The sequence below is a fragment of the Aureimonas fodinaquatilis genome (genome assembly GCF_008369445.1).
GTDB classification, from domain to species: domain Bacteria; phylum Pseudomonadota; class Alphaproteobacteria; order Rhizobiales; family Rhizobiaceae; genus Aureimonas; species Aureimonas fodinaquatilis.
The window spans coordinates 565,840-581,164 of record NZ_VTWH01000001.1; the positions used below are offsets into that span (position 1 = coordinate 565,840).

The 15,325-nt window shown below is 57.1% G+C and carries 15 protein-coding genes; 9 read left to right on the forward strand and 6 right to left on the reverse strand.

Going from position 1 to position 15,325, the window contains the following annotated elements:
• Positions 1-144 precede the first annotated feature (144 nt).
• The 9 genes from FPY71_RS02765 (at position 145) to folD (ending at position 10,299) form a co-directional block, all read left to right on the forward strand.
• Positions 145-1,077, forward strand: a complete 933-nt coding sequence (locus tag FPY71_RS02765) for a Gfo/Idh/MocA family protein (RefSeq protein ID WP_149297404.1) — start codon at positions 145-147, stop codon at positions 1,075-1,077.
• A gap of 42 nt (positions 1,078-1,119) precedes the next feature.
• Positions 1,120-2,928, forward strand: a complete 1,809-nt coding sequence (locus FPY71_RS02770; protein ID WP_149297406.1) for an IlvD/Edd family dehydratase — start codon at positions 1,120-1,122, stop codon at positions 2,926-2,928.
• Positions 2,915-3,880: a 2-dehydro-3-deoxygalactonokinase gene (locus tag FPY71_RS02775; RefSeq protein ID WP_425457853.1), complete on the forward strand. Its 966-nt coding sequence runs from the start codon at positions 2,915-2,917 to the stop codon at positions 3,878-3,880. The genes FPY71_RS02770 and FPY71_RS02775 overlap by 14 nt, the downstream gene beginning before the upstream one ends.
• Positions 3,877-4,518 carry a 2-dehydro-3-deoxy-6-phosphogalactonate aldolase gene (locus FPY71_RS02780; RefSeq protein WP_149297408.1) on the forward strand — a complete coding sequence of 214 codons (642 nt, stop codon included), beginning with the start codon at positions 3,877-3,879 and terminating at the stop codon, positions 4,516-4,518. Before FPY71_RS02775 ends, FPY71_RS02780 begins: the two co-directional genes overlap by 4 nt.
• A gap of 86 nt (positions 4,519-4,604) precedes the next feature.
• Positions 4,605-5,666, forward strand: a complete 1,062-nt coding sequence (gene chvE, locus FPY71_RS02785; RefSeq protein WP_149297410.1) for a multiple monosaccharide ABC transporter substrate-binding protein — start codon at positions 4,605-4,607, stop codon at positions 5,664-5,666.
• A gap of 62 nt (positions 5,667-5,728) precedes the next feature.
• Positions 5,729-7,261 carry a multiple monosaccharide ABC transporter ATP-binding protein gene (gene mmsA, locus FPY71_RS02790; RefSeq protein ID WP_149297412.1) on the forward strand — a complete coding sequence of 511 codons (1,533 nt, stop codon included), beginning with the start codon at positions 5,729-5,731 and terminating at the stop codon, positions 7,259-7,261.
• Positions 7,258-8,445 (forward strand): multiple monosaccharide ABC transporter permease, encoded by a 1,188-nt coding sequence (gene mmsB / locus FPY71_RS02795; protein WP_149297414.1) that lies wholly within the window; start codon positions 7,258-7,260, stop codon positions 8,443-8,445. Before mmsA ends, mmsB begins: the two co-directional genes overlap by 4 nt.
• Positions 8,446-8,518: 73 nt before the next feature.
• Entirely contained in the window at positions 8,519-9,382 is an 864-nt protein-coding gene (gene purU, locus FPY71_RS02800; RefSeq protein WP_149297416.1) for a formyltetrahydrofolate deformylase, read from the forward strand.
• 47 nt (positions 9,383-9,429) lie between these two features.
• Positions 9,430-10,299, forward strand: coding sequence for a bifunctional methylenetetrahydrofolate dehydrogenase/methenyltetrahydrofolate cyclohydrolase FolD (gene folD / locus FPY71_RS02805; RefSeq protein ID WP_149297418.1), 870 nt, complete (start codon positions 9,430-9,432; stop codon positions 10,297-10,299).
• Between the two features lie 44 nt (positions 10,300-10,343).
• On the opposite strand, the gene FPY71_RS02810 is transcribed toward folD, so the two are convergent.
• The 6 genes from FPY71_RS02810 to FPY71_RS02835 all read right to left on the reverse strand — a co-directional run bounded on the left by FPY71_RS02810 (position 10,344) and on the right by FPY71_RS02835 (position 15,026).
• The gene (locus FPY71_RS02810) at positions 10,344-11,162 is read right to left on the reverse strand and encodes an SDR family oxidoreductase (RefSeq protein ID WP_149297420.1); all 819 of its coding nucleotides are present in this window, start codon (positions 11,160-11,162) and stop codon (positions 10,344-10,346) included.
• A 17-nt stretch (positions 11,163-11,179) separates the two neighbouring features.
• Positions 11,180-11,983, reverse strand: coding sequence for an HpcH/HpaI aldolase family protein (locus tag FPY71_RS02815; RefSeq protein ID WP_246160105.1), 804 nt, complete (start codon positions 11,981-11,983; stop codon positions 11,180-11,182).
• Positions 11,984-12,057: 74 nt separating this feature from the next.
• A complete protein-coding gene (locus tag FPY71_RS02820) occupies positions 12,058-12,789 on the reverse strand; it encodes an amino acid ABC transporter ATP-binding protein (protein WP_246160106.1) in 732 nt (243 codons plus the stop codon).
• Entirely contained in the window at positions 12,770-13,426 is a 657-nt protein-coding gene (locus FPY71_RS02825) for an amino acid ABC transporter permease (RefSeq protein ID WP_149297424.1), read from the reverse strand. The genes FPY71_RS02820 and FPY71_RS02825 overlap by 20 nt, the downstream gene beginning before the upstream one ends.
• On the reverse strand, positions 13,423-14,142 hold the full coding sequence (locus tag FPY71_RS02830) for an amino acid ABC transporter permease (RefSeq protein WP_149297426.1): 720 nt from the start codon (positions 14,140-14,142) through the stop codon (positions 13,423-13,425). Before FPY71_RS02830 ends, FPY71_RS02825 begins: the two co-directional genes overlap by 4 nt.
• A gap of 71 nt (positions 14,143-14,213) precedes the next feature.
• Positions 14,214-15,026, reverse strand: coding sequence for a transporter substrate-binding domain-containing protein (locus tag FPY71_RS02835; RefSeq protein ID WP_188052182.1), 813 nt, complete (start codon positions 15,024-15,026; stop codon positions 14,214-14,216).
• Positions 15,027-15,325 lie beyond the last annotated feature (299 nt).

A 15,325-nucleotide genomic window follows, 5' to 3' on the forward strand; every position in this document is an offset into this window, starting at 1 on the left:
CGAGTATTAGTCATACTAAATGATTTGGAAGGGCTCAAAAGAAGTCCAATGCGGGAGAAGGCAGTGCAACCATGATCGCGCAGGACACATATCGCCTGTTGTTTTCCGCAGCAATTTCTCCACTGTTTCCTGAAGGAATCTGATGTGAAGCCGGTTCAGCTTGCAATAGTTGGGCTTGGCAAAATCGCCAGAGATCAGCACCTGCCTGCAATAGCGGCCAGTGCCGGATTTGAACTGGCGGCCATTGCCAGCCGCAATGCCAGCTTGCCCGGCATTGCCAGTTTCAACTCGCTTGACGACATGCTTGAGCAAGCACCGGATGTGCAGGCGGTTGCCCTGTGCACGCCACCGCAGGGCCGCCACCTTCTGGCGGCGCAGGCGTTGCGTGCGGGCAAGCATGTGCTGCTGGAAAAGCCGCCCGGCGCTACCGTGGCGGAAATTGCACCGTTGCAGGCGCTGGCAATCGAAAACGGCGTTTCCCTGTTCACAACGTGGCATTCGCGCCATGCTGCCGCTGTGGAGCCGGCGCGGCAGGTGCTGGCGCGGGCTAAAATTTCCAGTGCTCATGTGGCGTGGAAAGAAGATGTTCGACAGTGGCACCCCGGCCAGCAATGGATATGGGAGCCGGGCGGGCTTGGTGTGTTTGACCCGGGCATCAACGCCCTGTCCATTCTGACCCGCATCTTGCCGCAAGCCCTGTTTCTGGATCAGGCGGTGTTGCAGTTTCCATCCAACCGCGACACGCCGATTGCCGCCACCATGCGCTTTCAGGATGGCAATGGGCTGGCGGTCACGGTGGATCTGGACTGGCGGCAACTTGGTCCGCAGATCTGGCACATTGTGCTGGAAACCGACCTTGGCGAAGTGCGGGTGGACGAGGGTGGCAAGATCCTTCAGGTTGCAGGACAAACGCAGGTTGCCGATGTTGATGCTGAATATGCCGGTATTTATGCCCATTTTGCCGAACTGATCCGCCGGGGCGAAAGTGATGTTGATTTGACACCGCTTGTGCATGTTGCCGACGCGTTCCTGATCGGCAGGCGCGAGACGGTTGAGCCATTTGAAGACGCGGTTTGAACCAGCCGCTTACAGACGCTGCTTTACGGAAGTGTAAATGACATGAGCCATGATCTGACCAACAATTCACCCACCAAGCTGCGTTCCAGAGCATGGTTCGACAATCCGCTGAATGTGGATATGACAGCGCTGTACCTCGAGCGCTATATGAACTTTGGCCTGAGCCAGGAAGAGTTGCAGTCCGGCAAGCCGATCATCGGCATTGCGCAGACAGGCTCTGACCTTTCACCCTGCAACCGGCACCACCTTGAGTTGGCGACCCGTGTTCGTGAGGGCATTCGTGAAGCAGGCGGCATTGCCATCGAGTTCCCGGTGCACCCCATTCAGGAAACCGGCAAGCGGCCGACAGCCGGTCTGGACCGGAACCTTGCCTATCTTGGGCTGGTGGAAATCCTCTACGGCTATCCGCTGGATGGCGTTGTCCTGACCATTGGCTGCGACAAGACCACGCCTGCCTGTCTGATGGCCGCCGCCACAGTGAATATCCCGGCAATTGCCCTTTCTGTCGGGCCAATGTTGAACGGTTGGTTCCGCGGTGAACGAACGGGCTCCGGCACCATCGTCTGGCGCGCAAGAGAACTTCTGGCCAAGGGCGAAATCGATTATCAGGGCTTTGTAAAGCTGGTTGCTTCTTCCGCACCATCCACCGGCTATTGCAACACCATGGGCACGGCTTCCACCATGAACTCGCTTGCTGAGGCGCTGGGCATGCAATTGCCGGGTTCTGCGGCAATCCCCGCGCCATACCGGGACCGGCAGGAAATGTCCTACCGCACCGGTTTGCGGATTGTCGATATGGTTCGCGAGGACATGAAGCCATCCGATATTCTGACCCACGATGCTTTTGTTAACGCCATTCGGGTTAACTCTGCAATCGGCGGTTCAACCAACGCGCCAATTCATCTCAACGCGCTGGCACGGCACATGGGCGTGGATCTGAAAATTGATGATTGGCAGACTTACGGCCATGACATTCCGCTTCTGGTCAACCTGCAACCCGCCGGGGAATATCTGGCGGAAGATTATTATCATGCGGGTGGTGTGCCAGCGGTTGTCAACCAGTTGATGGAGCAGGGGCTCATCAAGGAAGATGCCCTGACCGTCAACGGCAAATCGATAGGCGACAACTGCCGCGGTGCCGTTATCGAAGACGAGAATGTCATTCGCACATTTGACAAGCCTCTGAAGGCGCAGGCCGGGTTCCTGGTGTTGCGTGGCAATCTGTTCAGCTCTGCCATCATGAAGACCAGCGTTATTTCGCCGGAATTCCGCAACCGCTATCTGTCCAATCCGAATGATCCGGAAGCCTTTGAAGGCCGCGCAGTGGTGTTTGACGGGCCGGAAGACTACCACCACCGCATTGACGACCCGGCATTGGGCATAGACGAGCACACAGTGCTGTTCATGCGCGGTGCGGGGCCGGTGGGCTATCCAGGTGCGGCTGAAGTGGTCAATATGCGCGCGCCGGATTATCTGATCCGACAGGGTGTTTCATCACTGGCTTGTATTGGTGATGGCCGGCAGTCCGGCACCTCCGGCTCACCTTCAATCTTGAACGCCTCACCAGAAGCCGCGGTGGGTGGCGGCCTGGCCATTCTGCAAACCGGTGACCGGGTGCGCATTGACCTGGCCAAAGGCAGTGCCAACATTCTGATTTCCGATGAGGAGCTTGCAGAACGTTTCAAGGCGCTGGAAGCTGCGGGCGGTTATCAATATCCGGAGCATCAGACTCCATGGCAGGAAATTCAACGTGGCGTGGTTGGGCAGATGGAAACCGGCGCTGTGCTGGAGCCGGCTGTACGCTATCAGCGCATTGCACAGACGCATGGTGTGCCGCGTGACAACCACTGATAAAAATCACTCCGCAGCAAAAGCCGATGCGCCATTTTGCGTGGCGGTGGATTGGGGCACCTCCAGCTTTCGGCTGTGGCTGCTGGCCACAGATGGCACGGTGCTGGCAGAACGGCGCAGCGATGAAGGACTGATACTCGCCGCGCGGGAGGGTTTTGCCAATATTCTCGACCAGCACCTTGCCAGATTGCAGGTGCCGGATACCGTGCCTGTTGTGATGTGCGGAATGGTTGGCGCACGCGGTGGCTGGCTCGAGGCCGCCTATCTGCCTGCGCCTCTGGTGCTGGAAGACCTGGCACTTCATGCCAGCCCGGTTGCGGGGCAAAAACGCCGGATTCACATTTTGCCCGGAGTCTGCCAGCACGGCGAACAGGGCTTTGATGTCATGCGGGGCGAGGAGACCAAACTGCTTGGCGCAGGCCTGCGCGATGGTCTGGTGCTGATGCCCGGCACTCATACCAAATGGGCGCAGGTGGCAAACGGGTCGCTTTCCGGCTTTTCCACCTTCATGACCGGAGAGCTGTTTGCTCATCTGAGCCACGGTGCGGCCTCGGTGCTGCGTCCGGCGCTGGAAGGAGCGGGAGCTGTAGCGCCCCATTCAGAAGCATTTGCGCAGGCAGTGGTGGAAAGCCTGAATGCACCGGAACAGTTGAGCAACAAGCTGTTCGGAGTGCGAGCAGGCTGGCTGTTGGAGCAGCGGCCGGCCGAAGACAACATGGCGCGGCTTTCCGGTCTGTTGATCGGGATGGAGATCGCTGGCGCGTTGTCCATTTATCAGCGCCCCGGCACACTGTGCCTCATTGGTGCAGGTCCCGGCGCAGCGGCATATCGCCAGGCTCTGGACGTGGCCGGATTCAAGCATATAACCGTATTGGATGCAGATGATTGCGTGCAGCGCGGGCTCATGCGGGCTGCATTGAGAATTCATGGTGTGGAAGGTGTTGGTAAATGATGCAAGAGCGCATTGCATGGCCCGGTTTAAAGCGCAATCTGGTGGCCATTCTGCGCGGACTGACATTTGATGAGGTAGAGCCTGTGGTGGGCGGCCTTATTGAGGCAGGCTTCGAAGCAATAGAAATTCCGCTGAATTCACCGGCGCCTTTTCGCTCCATTGAGGCAGCCGTACGACTGGCACCTGAAACGCACTACATTGGCGCGGGAACGGTTCTGCAGGTGGAAGACGTGGATCGGCTGGCGCATGTTGGTGGCCGCCTCATGGTCAGCCCCAATATTGATGCAGCTATCATCCAGCGTGCGTCGGAACAGGGCATGGTAACCATGCCCGGCGTGTTCAGCGCCACAGAGGCGCTGGCAGCATGCAAGGCCGGAGCATCGGCGCTGAAGTTTTTTCCCGCCAGTGTGCTCGGCCCGGCTGGAATTGCTGCAATTTCGGCAATTCTGCCATCCGGAACCGTCATCGGCGCGGTCGGCGGTGTCGCTGACAACCAGTTTCAGGCCTATGCCAATGTTGGTGTGCGGGCGTTTGGCCTTGGATCAAGCCTGTATAAGCCGGGCATGCCGGCAGCGCAGGTGGCGCTGAATGCAAAGGCGGCTGTGGCCGCTTATGACGCAGCGTTTGCAGGGGAGTAGGCACACAGGTTTCAGCCAGACCCGATAAAAACAAAAACGGGTTGGCACAACGCGCCGCATGGTGCGGCCGTTAATGGGAGGTGTAAATGAAAACTGTTCTCAAATGGGCGGCAGTGCTGGCGCTCGGCATGTCCGTTATTACGCCTGCCGCCGCGCAGGACAAGGGCCTGGTTGGCATTGCCATGCCGACAAAAAGCTCTGCCCGCTGGATCGACGATGGCAACAACATGTCGAAGATCCTGCAGGAGCGCGGTTATACAACCGACATGCAATATGCCGATGACGATATTCCCAACCAGCTTTCCCAGGTTGAGAATATGGTGGTCAAGGGCGCCAATGTGCTGGTCATCGCCTCAATTGACGGCACCACGCTGTCGGATGTGCTGCAACAGGCTGCCGACATGGATGTGAAGGTCATCGCCTATGACCGGCTGATCCGCGAAACGCCCAATGTTGATTACTACGCCACTTTTGACAATTTTCAGGTCGGTGTCTTGCAGGCGCAATCCATTGTGGATGCCCTGAATGCGGAAACCGAAGCGGGCCCGTTCAACATTGAACTGTTTGGCGGCTCTCCGGACGATAACAACGCCTATTTCTTCTATGATGGCGCCATGAGTGTGCTGCAACCATTGATTGATAGTGGCAAGATGGTGGTGGTGTCCGGCCAGATGGGTATGGATAAGGTTTCCACCCTGCGCTGGGACCCGGCCGTCGCACAGGCCCGCATGGATAACATTCTGTCGGCTTTCTACAATGACAAGAAGGTGGACGCTGTGCTCTCGCCATATGACGGGCTGTCGATCGGCATTCTGTCATCGCTCAAGGGTGTTGGCTATGGCTCGGCAGACCTGAAAATGCCGATTGTTTCGGGGCAGGATGCCGAAGTGCAGTCGGTGAAATCCATCCTGGCAGGCGAGCAGACGTCAACCATTTTCAAAGACACGCGCGAACTGGCGCAGGTGACCGCGAATATGGTGGACGCAGTTATGGCTGGCACAGAGCCAGAGGTTAACGACACCACCACCTATGACAATGGTGTCAAAGTCGTGCCCTCCTATCTGTTGAAGCCGGTTGTTGTAACCAAGGACAACTGGAAGGAAGTTCTGGTCGACAGCGGTTACTACACCGAAGACCAGCTTAAATAGGCTCAAGCTGAGGGGCGGCACCCGCCGCCCCATGGCCTTCTCTCCAATACGGAGCGTCAGCAATGAGTGCTATTCTGGAAATGCGTGGCATTTCAAAGGCTTTTACCGGCGTGAAAGCCCTGTCTGAAGTGAATTTAACGGTGCAGCCGGCTGAAATACACGCGGTTGTGGGCGAAAATGGCGCTGGCAAATCCACCTTGATGAAGGTGCTGTCGGGGGTGTACCCGCATGGCTCCTATGAAGGCGAGATTTTCTACGAGGGCCAGGAACGGCATTTCCGCACGGTCAATGATTCCGAAGCCCTTGGCATCATTATCATTCATCAGGAATTGGCGCTGATCCCGCTGATGTCGATTGCCGAGAACATCTTTCTCGGCAACGCCCCGGCGAAGTTCGGCATTATCGACCAGTCGGAAGTGTTTGAGCGCTCGCGCGCGTTGCTGCGTAAGGTGGGCCTGAAGGAAAACCCTGACACGCTGATCACCAGTCTTGGTGTCGGCAAGCAGCAATTGGTGGAAATTGCCAAGGCGCTTTCCAAGGAAGTGCGGCTGTTGATCCTTGATGAACCGACAGCCAGCCTGAATGAATCTGACTCGAATGCCTTGCTGGATCTGCTGATGGAATTTCGGGCCCAGGGCATTTCATCCATTCTGATTTCCCACAAACTCAATGAAATATCCCGCGTTGCCGACCGCATAACCGTGCTTCGAGACGGCAAGACCGTGGCCACCATGGATTGCCATGCCGGGGTTGTGGAAGAAGACGAAATTATTCGCAAAATGGTGGATCGCGATCTGGAAAGCCGGTTTCCCAAGCGTGAACCAAAAATTGGTGAGACAATTTTTGCGGTGAAGGACTGGACAGTGTTTCACCCGCAGCACACCCACCGCAAAGTGGTGCGCAATGTGGATTTTGCGGTGCGGGCGGGGGAAATCGTCGGCATTGCCGGGTTGATGGGGGCAGGTCGTACCGAATTTGCCATGAGCATTTTTGGCCGCTCCTGGGGGCACAATATTTCCGGCAGTGCCTGGATAAAAGGCCAGCCGGTCACTCTTTCCAGCGTGCCCGCGGCCATTGCCGCCGGGTTGGCTTACGTAACGGAAGATCGCAAGCAACTGGGCCTTCTGCTGGATGAAGATATTCGCAAGAACATAACGCTGGCCAATCTGGCCGGGGTTTCTCACCACCGTGTTCTGGACGATGTGGAAGAGTTGCGCGTGGCCAACAGTTACCGGGACCGAATGCGCATTCGCTCATCCAGCATCTACCAGGAAACCGGCAAACTTTCGGGCGGCAACCAGCAGAAAGTTGTGCTGTCGAAATGGCTGTTTTCCAACCCGCAGGTGCTGTTTCTGGATGAACCGACACGCGGCATTGATGTGGGTGCGAAATACGAAATCTACTCCATCATCAACGACCTTGCCGACAGCGGCAAAGGCGTTGTCATGATCTCGTCGGAAATGCCGGAACTGCTGGGCATCTGCGATCGGATCATGGTGATGAATGAGGGCATGTTCGTTGGCGAGTTCAGCCGCGAAGAAGCCAGTCAGGAAAAAATCATGCGTGCAATCATGCGCAAGGAGACCGTGCAATGAGCGACAAGACAGCCTCGCTGCCGGAAGCGCGCAGCTATAACGGCTTCCTCAAGAACAATCTTCGTGATTACGGCATGCTGTTGTCGCTGCTCGCAATCATGATCTTTTTCCAGTTCATGACCGACGGCACGCTGATGCGGCCTTTGAACCTGACGAACCTGATTTTGCAGAACAGCTACATTGTCATCATGGCGCTGGGCATGCTGCTGGTCATTGTTTCCGGCCACATTGACCTGTCTGTGGGGTCGGTGGCAGGGTTCATCGGCGCGGTTGCGGCGGTTCTGATGGTTCAGTACGGCGTGCATGCCATCATTGCCGTGGCCATATGCCTGTGCATCGGCGGTTTGATTGGCGCGGCGCAGGGCTATTTTGTCGCTTATCTGAAAATCCCGTCCTTCATTGTCACACTGGCCGGCATGCTGGTGTTCAAGGGCTTGAGCCTTGCGGTTCTGGGCGGAGCATCCGTTGGCCCGTTCCCGACCACATTCCAGCGGCTTTCGTCCGGCTTCATTCCGGACGTTTTCGCAACGCCGGGTCTGAAACTGACATCTCTTATTCTGGGCACCGGGCTGGCGCTGGCTCTGGTTTATCTGAATTTCCGCACAAGATCGCGCCAGCAGCGGCACAACACCGAGACAGAGCCCTACGGCTTTTTCGTATTCAAGAATTTCGTGCTGTTCTCTGTTGTCACCTACTTCACTTACCTTCTGGCGTCGCTGCGCGGCCTGCCGAACGTCCTGCTCATCATGGTGGCGCTGATTGCGCTGTATGCCTTCGTGGCCAACCGCACCACAATCGGCCGGCAGATTTATGCCGTAGGCGGCAATGAGAAAGCGGCCAAGCTTTCAGGCGTCATGACCGAGCGACTGACCTTTCTGACCTTTGTGAACATGGGTGTGCTTGCGGCGCTGGCAGGGCTGATCTTTGCTGCGCGTTTGAACACGGCAACGCCCAAGGCGGGTCTGGGTTTTGAGCTCGATGTTATTGCCGCCTGTTTCATTGGTGGCGCGTCTGCCTATGGCGGCGTGGGCAAGGTGGTTGGAGCCGTCATTGGCGCATTCATTATGGGCGTGATGAACAACGGCATGTCCATTCTGGGAATTGGCATTGATTATCAGCAGGTTATCAAAGGCATCGTGCTTCTGGGCGCTGTCTGCATCGATGTGTACAATCAGCGGCGGTGAACGGACTTGTAAAAGCGGTTCTATATTGGGCGGCAATGGTTTATAGGCAGCGCAACAAAACGCCGGAGCCGCCATGCTGTCCAATCAGTACACGCTAACGCTTTCATGTCCCAACAGGCCGGGTATCGTGGCTGCCGTGTCACGCCATCTGTTTGAAAATGGTGGCGATATACGCGAAGCCCATCAATATGATGATGAGGAAACGGGCCGGTTTTTCATGCGGGTTCGTTTCAGCCTGGTCAATGGCACCGAAAATGCCGACCAACTGACGGCGAGTTTCGGCAATGTTGCACAGCCATTCGACATGGAGTGGGCAGTGCATTGTGTCGGCGCGCGACAGAAAGTGCTGATCCTGGTTTCCAAATTCGACCATTGCCTTGCTGATCTTCTGTATCGCTGGCGCATTGGCGAACTGCAAATGGACATCGCCGGTATTGTCGCCAACTATCCGCGGGAGACATACAATCATCTGGATCTGGACGGTGTTCCATTTCACTATCTGCCGGTAACCAGACAGACCAAGCTGGAGCAGGAGGCGGACGTCTGGAAGATTGTGCAGGAAAGCGGCGCCGATCTGGTGGTGCTGGCGCGCTACATGCAAATCCTGTCTGATGGCCTGGCTGCCAAGCTGGCAGGGCGCTGCATCAACATTCACCACTCGTTTCTGCCGGGCTTCAAGGGGGCAAAGCCCTATCACCAGGCGCATCGGCGCGGAGTCAAACTCATTGGCGCAACGGCCCATTATGTCACCGCCGATCTGGATGAAGGGCCGATCATCGAGCAGGATGTGGAGCGGATTTCGCATCACGACACGCCAGAGGATCTGGTGCGCAAGGGGCGGGATATTGAGCGGCGGGTGCTTTCCCGCGCAATTGCCTGGCACCTCGACAGCCGCATCATCCTTAACGGCGCAAAGACTGTTGTTTTCCATGACTGAATAATGGGTGCCACCTGTATCGCAGGCGGCCCGAGGAGTTTTTGAGAATGAGCGCAACCATTATTGATGGTAAGGCGGTTTCGGCCCAATTGCGGGCCGAGTTGGCGGGCACGGCAGCCCGGTTTGAGCAGCGCGTGGGTCGCAAGGCTGGCTTGGCTGTGGTGCTGGTTGGCAATGACCCGGCCAGCGAAGTCTACGTTAACTCCAAAATCCAGAAGACGAAGGAAACCGGAATGGCCAGCTTTGCGCATCGGCTGCCGGCAGATACGGATCAGGAAACGCTGCTGGCGCTGGTGCAGCAACTGAACGACGATGATGCTGTAGACGGTATTCTGGTGCAATTGCCTCTGCCCGGACATCTGGATGCAGGTCCCGTCATTCTGGCCATTGATCCGGCCAAGGATGTCGATGGCCTGCACCCTGAAAATGCCGGGCGTTTGCTGGCAGGATTGCCGGGGCTGGTGCCTTGCACGCCTTCCGGTGCCATGATTCTGGTGCGCCGGGCGGTTGAAGATCTTTCCGGCCTGCATGCGGTGGTGATTGGCCGCTCCAATCTGGTTGGCAAGCCGGTGGCACAATTGCTGCTCAACGCCAATGCCACGGTAACGATGGCGCATTCACGCACGCGCAATCTGGCGGAGCTGTGCCGCACGGCAGATATTCTCGTCGCTGCTGTCGGCAGGCCGGAACTGGTGCGTGGAGACTGGATAAAGCCCGGGGCAGTGGTGATTGATGTCGGGGTCAACCGCCTTGCGCCGGAAGGACAGGCGGCCAAGGGGCGTCTGGTCGGCGATGTCGCCTATGCCGAGGCTGCGCAAGTGGCCGGGGCCATAACTCCGGTACCGGGTGGGGTAGGGCCCATGACCATTGCCTGCCTGTTGCAAAACACGCTGACCGCCGCAGAACGGCGCATTTGAAATAGGGTGAGGCCGGATGCGTTGTGCATCCAGCCTCAATGTTTTTACCAGGCGGTGAAGCCGCCATCGACCGTGACGTTCGAGCCGGTCATGTAGGAAGAGGCATCGGAAGCGAGGAAGCGGACAACGCCGTTATACTCGTCAATCTCTGCCTGACGGCGCATAGGCACCCGCTCCAGAAACGCTTCGGTGAATTCCTTGTCAAAAGCGGCTGTTTTAACGCCGCCGAAGGAAATCAGGTTCACGCGCACCTTTTTCTCGGCCCAGTAGGTGCCAAGATAGCGGGTGAAATTGATCAGGCCCGACTTGGATGCCGCATAGGACGCAGCCTTGATGAAGGGTATGCCATCGCGCTTTTCACGATAGGCATAAAGCGCCTGATTGGGCGAAACCAGACCGTAGATCGAGCCGACATTGATGATCGAGCCGCGCTGCTTTTCAGCCATTTTGGTGCCAACCACCTGGCTGGTCAGCATAACGCCGGTCAGGTTGGTTTCAATGATTTCATCCCAGTAATGCTGCGGATAGACCTCAAACGGCGCATTCTGCTCAGCAGAGCCATTTGGCTTGGAGTCGATGCCGGCATTGTTGACCAGAATATGCGGCACACCCCAGTCTTCAATCAACTGGCTGGTGGCAGCTTCCAGTCCGGCCTTGTCGGTCACGCTGGCTTCATAAACATTGATGCGGTCTTCAAGGCCGGGAAACTTGTCGGCAATCTGTTCGCGTGTGAAAGGGCGGCGGCTGTAAATGGCCACCTTGGCACCGGATTCCGCCAGCGACTTGGAAAATTGGGTACCCAATTGACCCAATCCACCTGTCACCACCGCAACCCGGTCCTTGATGCTGAAAATATCCGTCATATCTGCAAACTCCGGGTTCAGGCAGTTTTGTTGGCGGTGTCGATGGCTTCGCGCGCGCGGCGGTTGCCCTCGTTCAGGAACATCACGTCATTGCCCATGATGATCATGTCCACGCCCTTTTTCTTCAGGGCGGAAACGCTTTCCGCGACCGGCGGAATGCATGGCGCCATGACCTTGATGCCACGCGCATGGGATTTTTCGATCAGCTCGGACAGCTTTTCGTCCACTTCCGGATGCGACATGGAATAGTCGATCGAGATGCGACGCGAGATCGAATAGTCAGCAGGGCCGAAGTTGATGACATCCAGCCCTTCAACATCCAGGATTTCATCGATATTGTCGAAGAACTCATAGCTCTCAGCCATTGGGATGATCAGCTTGCTGGCGTTCTCATGCTCCATGTAAGCGGACCATTGAAAGCCCGGTCCGGCGAAACCGGCGGCCCGGCAGGACGCGTCGCCACCACGGCGGCCATAAGGCGGAAACTTGGCTGCACGAACAATTGCACGAGCCTGATCAGCGGTGCCAACCTGCGGGACGATAACGCCGGTGGCGCCGATTTCCAGGGCTTTGCGGATGTCCCATTCGTTGGTTCCGCGCACGCGAACCAGCGGGGCAATGCCCGACAGAAGCGAAGCCAGAACCAGCTTTTCCATATGGGTGTCAATGTTCACCGGCGTGTGTTCCGCGTCGATGAAGGCAAAGTCCAGTCCCCAGTTGCCAGCCACTTCAATGGCGGTGGTGGAGCCGGTGTAAAATGTCGAGCCGAATGTGGCTTCGCCACGCTTCAGCTTTTCCATGAGTTGGGTATTCTCTGGCACAGGCACGTGTTTCTCCTTGAGTGCGCCACCGGTCGCCAGACCGGCGGGATATCTGCAAATGATGAGGCAACCGCCTACTTCAGATCAGGCGCTATGAAGCTCTGAAGTTCCGGCGTTTGCGGATTGGTGAAGATCTGTTCGGACGGGCCTTGCTCCCAGACCCGGCCTTCGTTCATGAACACCGTGTGCGAGGCGACACGGCGCGCAAAGCCCATTTCATGCGTGACCAGCACCATGGTCATGCCTTCACTTGCCAGCTCGGCCATGGTTTTGAGCACTTCCCCGGTCAGTTCGGGGTCCAGCGCCGACGTGACTTCGTCAAACAGCATAACCTTCGGCTTCATTGCCAGCGAGCGGGCAATGGCAACGCGTTGTTGCTGCCCACCGGAAAGCTCATCCGGGTAAGCGCCGATTTTTTCCGAAAGACCAACACGGGCCAGCACTTCCTCGACCAGCTGGTCCTGTTCAGCCTTGGGCACGTGTTTGACCACGCGCGGTGCCAGTTTGATGTTTTCGGCAACGTTGAGATGTGGAAACAGATTGTAGCTCTGGAACACCATGCCAACCTCGCGGCGCAATGCACGCAGGTGGCTGGTTGTGCCATCAACCTTGTGGCCGGCAACTTCAATGCTGCCGCTCTCAAACTTTTCCAGACCGTTGATGCAGCGAAGCATTGTGCTCTTGCCCGAGCCGGAGCGGCCAATGACGGCCACCACGTCGCCCAGGTTGACGGTCATGTCGATGCCTTTGAGAACCTGAACGGCACCAAAGGATTTTTTCAGGTTTTCAATGCGTAGCGCCAGCACTTTTCCGCTCCTTTAGTTTTTCGCTCCACCACGACAGCGGGTAGCAAATGAGAAAATACATTGCGGCTACCGTGAGAAAGACGTGGAATGGCTGGAAGGTCATGTTGTTCAGCAATTGCCCGGCCCGGGTCAGTTCGACAAAGCCGATCAGCGCTGTGACCGAGGTGTTCTTGATGATCTGCACCATGAAACCGACGGTCGGCCCAAGCGAGATGCGCAGCGCCTGGGGCAGAATGACGTAACGCAGTTTCTGCGGGCCGTTCATTGCCAATGCGTCTGCTGCTTCCCACTGCGTACGAGGGATGGCCTCGATGCAGCCGCGCCAGATATCTGCCAGAAACGCCGTGGCATATATGGTCAGCGATATGGCTGCTGCGGCAAAGGGCGGGAAGTAAAGCCCCATGAAGCTCAGGCCGTAAAACGCAAGAAACAACAGGATCAGCAGGGGTGTGGCCTGCACAAGCTGGATATAGCCGGCGATCAGCAGGCGCAGCCAGCGCGGCCCTAGCGCACGGCCCATGGCAAAAATCAGACCAAAGAAGCCACCGCTGATAAAGGTTATGAGTGAAAGGCCGATTGTCCAGTAAAGGCCCTGGATCAGGAACTGGACACTGGGCCAGCCGAAAGACTGGATCATGAGCCTGACTCCCGCAGTTTGAGTGTAACGCCGGACGCTGCGCTGCCGGTTGCGGTCGGGCGTCGGAACAGCCACAGGCCAAACAGCCAGTAGACAAAGCGGAAGGCGAAAGTGATGGTGATGTAGATCGCCGCAATGACCAGAAAGGTTTCAAGGCTGCGGAATGTCTGCGATTCAATCGTTGCACCAGCCATGGTCAACTCATTGGCGGAAATGGCTGAAACGATGGATGTGCCAAGCAGCGTCAGGGTCAATTGCCCGGTCAGGGCAGGGTAGACAATGCGCAGGGCCGGCACGATGATGACATAGCGCATCACCTGAAGCCGCGACATGCCAAGAGCCAGACCCGCCTCAATCTGCGTTTTTGGAATGGCGATCAGTCCTGCGCGGAAGATTTCCGCGGAATAGGCGCCCAGATTCAGTGACACGGCAAATATGGCTGCCTGATTGGCATCCAGCCGCAGTCCGGTATAGGGCAGGCCGAAGTAAATGAGAAAAAGCTGCACCAGAAGCGGCGTATTGCGAAAGGCTTCGACGTAAAACGCGCCCAGCCTGTTGCTCCACTGCGGCCCGTTTACCCGCACAAGCGCCACAAAAAGCCCAACGGTCAGCCCGATTGCAATAGCTTGCGCAGAGAGAGTGACGGTGTTGATTGTGCCTGTCACCAGTTCCGGCGCACGGGCCAGTACCGGGGCAAAGTTCATTTCGTAGGCCATCGGGAATTAACTCCACGGGGTGAGCAAGCCGGCAAAAGAGCCGGCCCGCCATTGGCACATGCCTGATATCATCAGAATGTCGGCAGCTTGCCGCCAGGAATTGGCGTGCCAATCCACTTGTTGTGCAGCTCGTCAAGACGGCCGGTAACTTCCTGATAGTAAATGAAGTTGTTCAGCCACTGGTGCAGTTCCGATGCGTCTTTGCGCGTGGCCATTGACCAGTACAGAGTGAAAATCGGTACTTCGCTCTTCACTTCAAGGTTGTCGAGATTGCGCTTGGCAATCACGTCGTTGGCAACGGCGGCAACGGCTGCCGTGGCGTCCACCTGGCCGGAAATCAAAGCCTGCATCGCCAGCGCGTCATCGTCAAAACGCACAACTTCGAGGCCTTCAACGCCATATCCACTAACCGCGACGTCCTGCGTGCTGCCCTTGGGAACTGAAACGCGCTTGCCCTTCAGGTCATCCAGCGATGTCAGCGGCATATCCTTGGCGGCGACGAAACGCATTTCATACGCACCATACGGATTGGTCATCTGGAAAACCTTGGCGCGCTCTGGCGTTGCGGTCATGTGTGCAACCAGCAGATCCACCCGGCCGGATTCCAGCGCAGCGGCTCTGGAAGCATTGTTCACCGGCACAATTTCAAGCTGTGTGCCAAGCGCTGCGGCAATGTCTTTGGCAATGTCGACCAGAAAGCCATCCGTCTGACCTGATGCATCAACCGTGTCATACGGCGGAATGCCCGTCAGCACGCCGATGGTGACTTTGCCCTTCTGAGAAATTTCTGCCGTAGTTTGTGCCTTGGCGATGGTGGCTGGTACTGCAACAAGCGCTGCAAGTGCTGCCACGCCAGCGGCCCGGCGTAAAAAACGTCCAATCATAAGTTCCTCCATTGAGCCGCCTCGCCCTGCCTCCTCATGAGTCATGGCCGGACGTGCATCCCTCCATTGCTATCAGCGGTTGCTGTCCGCCCGATCTTGGCGAAACCGAAGGATTTCATCGCAGATTGCGCTGTCGATTCTCTCTCAACCCTTGGTCTAGCTCTTGACATATGACTTATGTCATGAGTATTCGTCAAGAGAGAATGCAACACGCTCTTGTCATCCTGAATGCTAGCCCGCATGACGGCAGGCTGCGCAATATGAAGTGGGGGGAACCGTTTTGCGTCTGAAATTGCGTT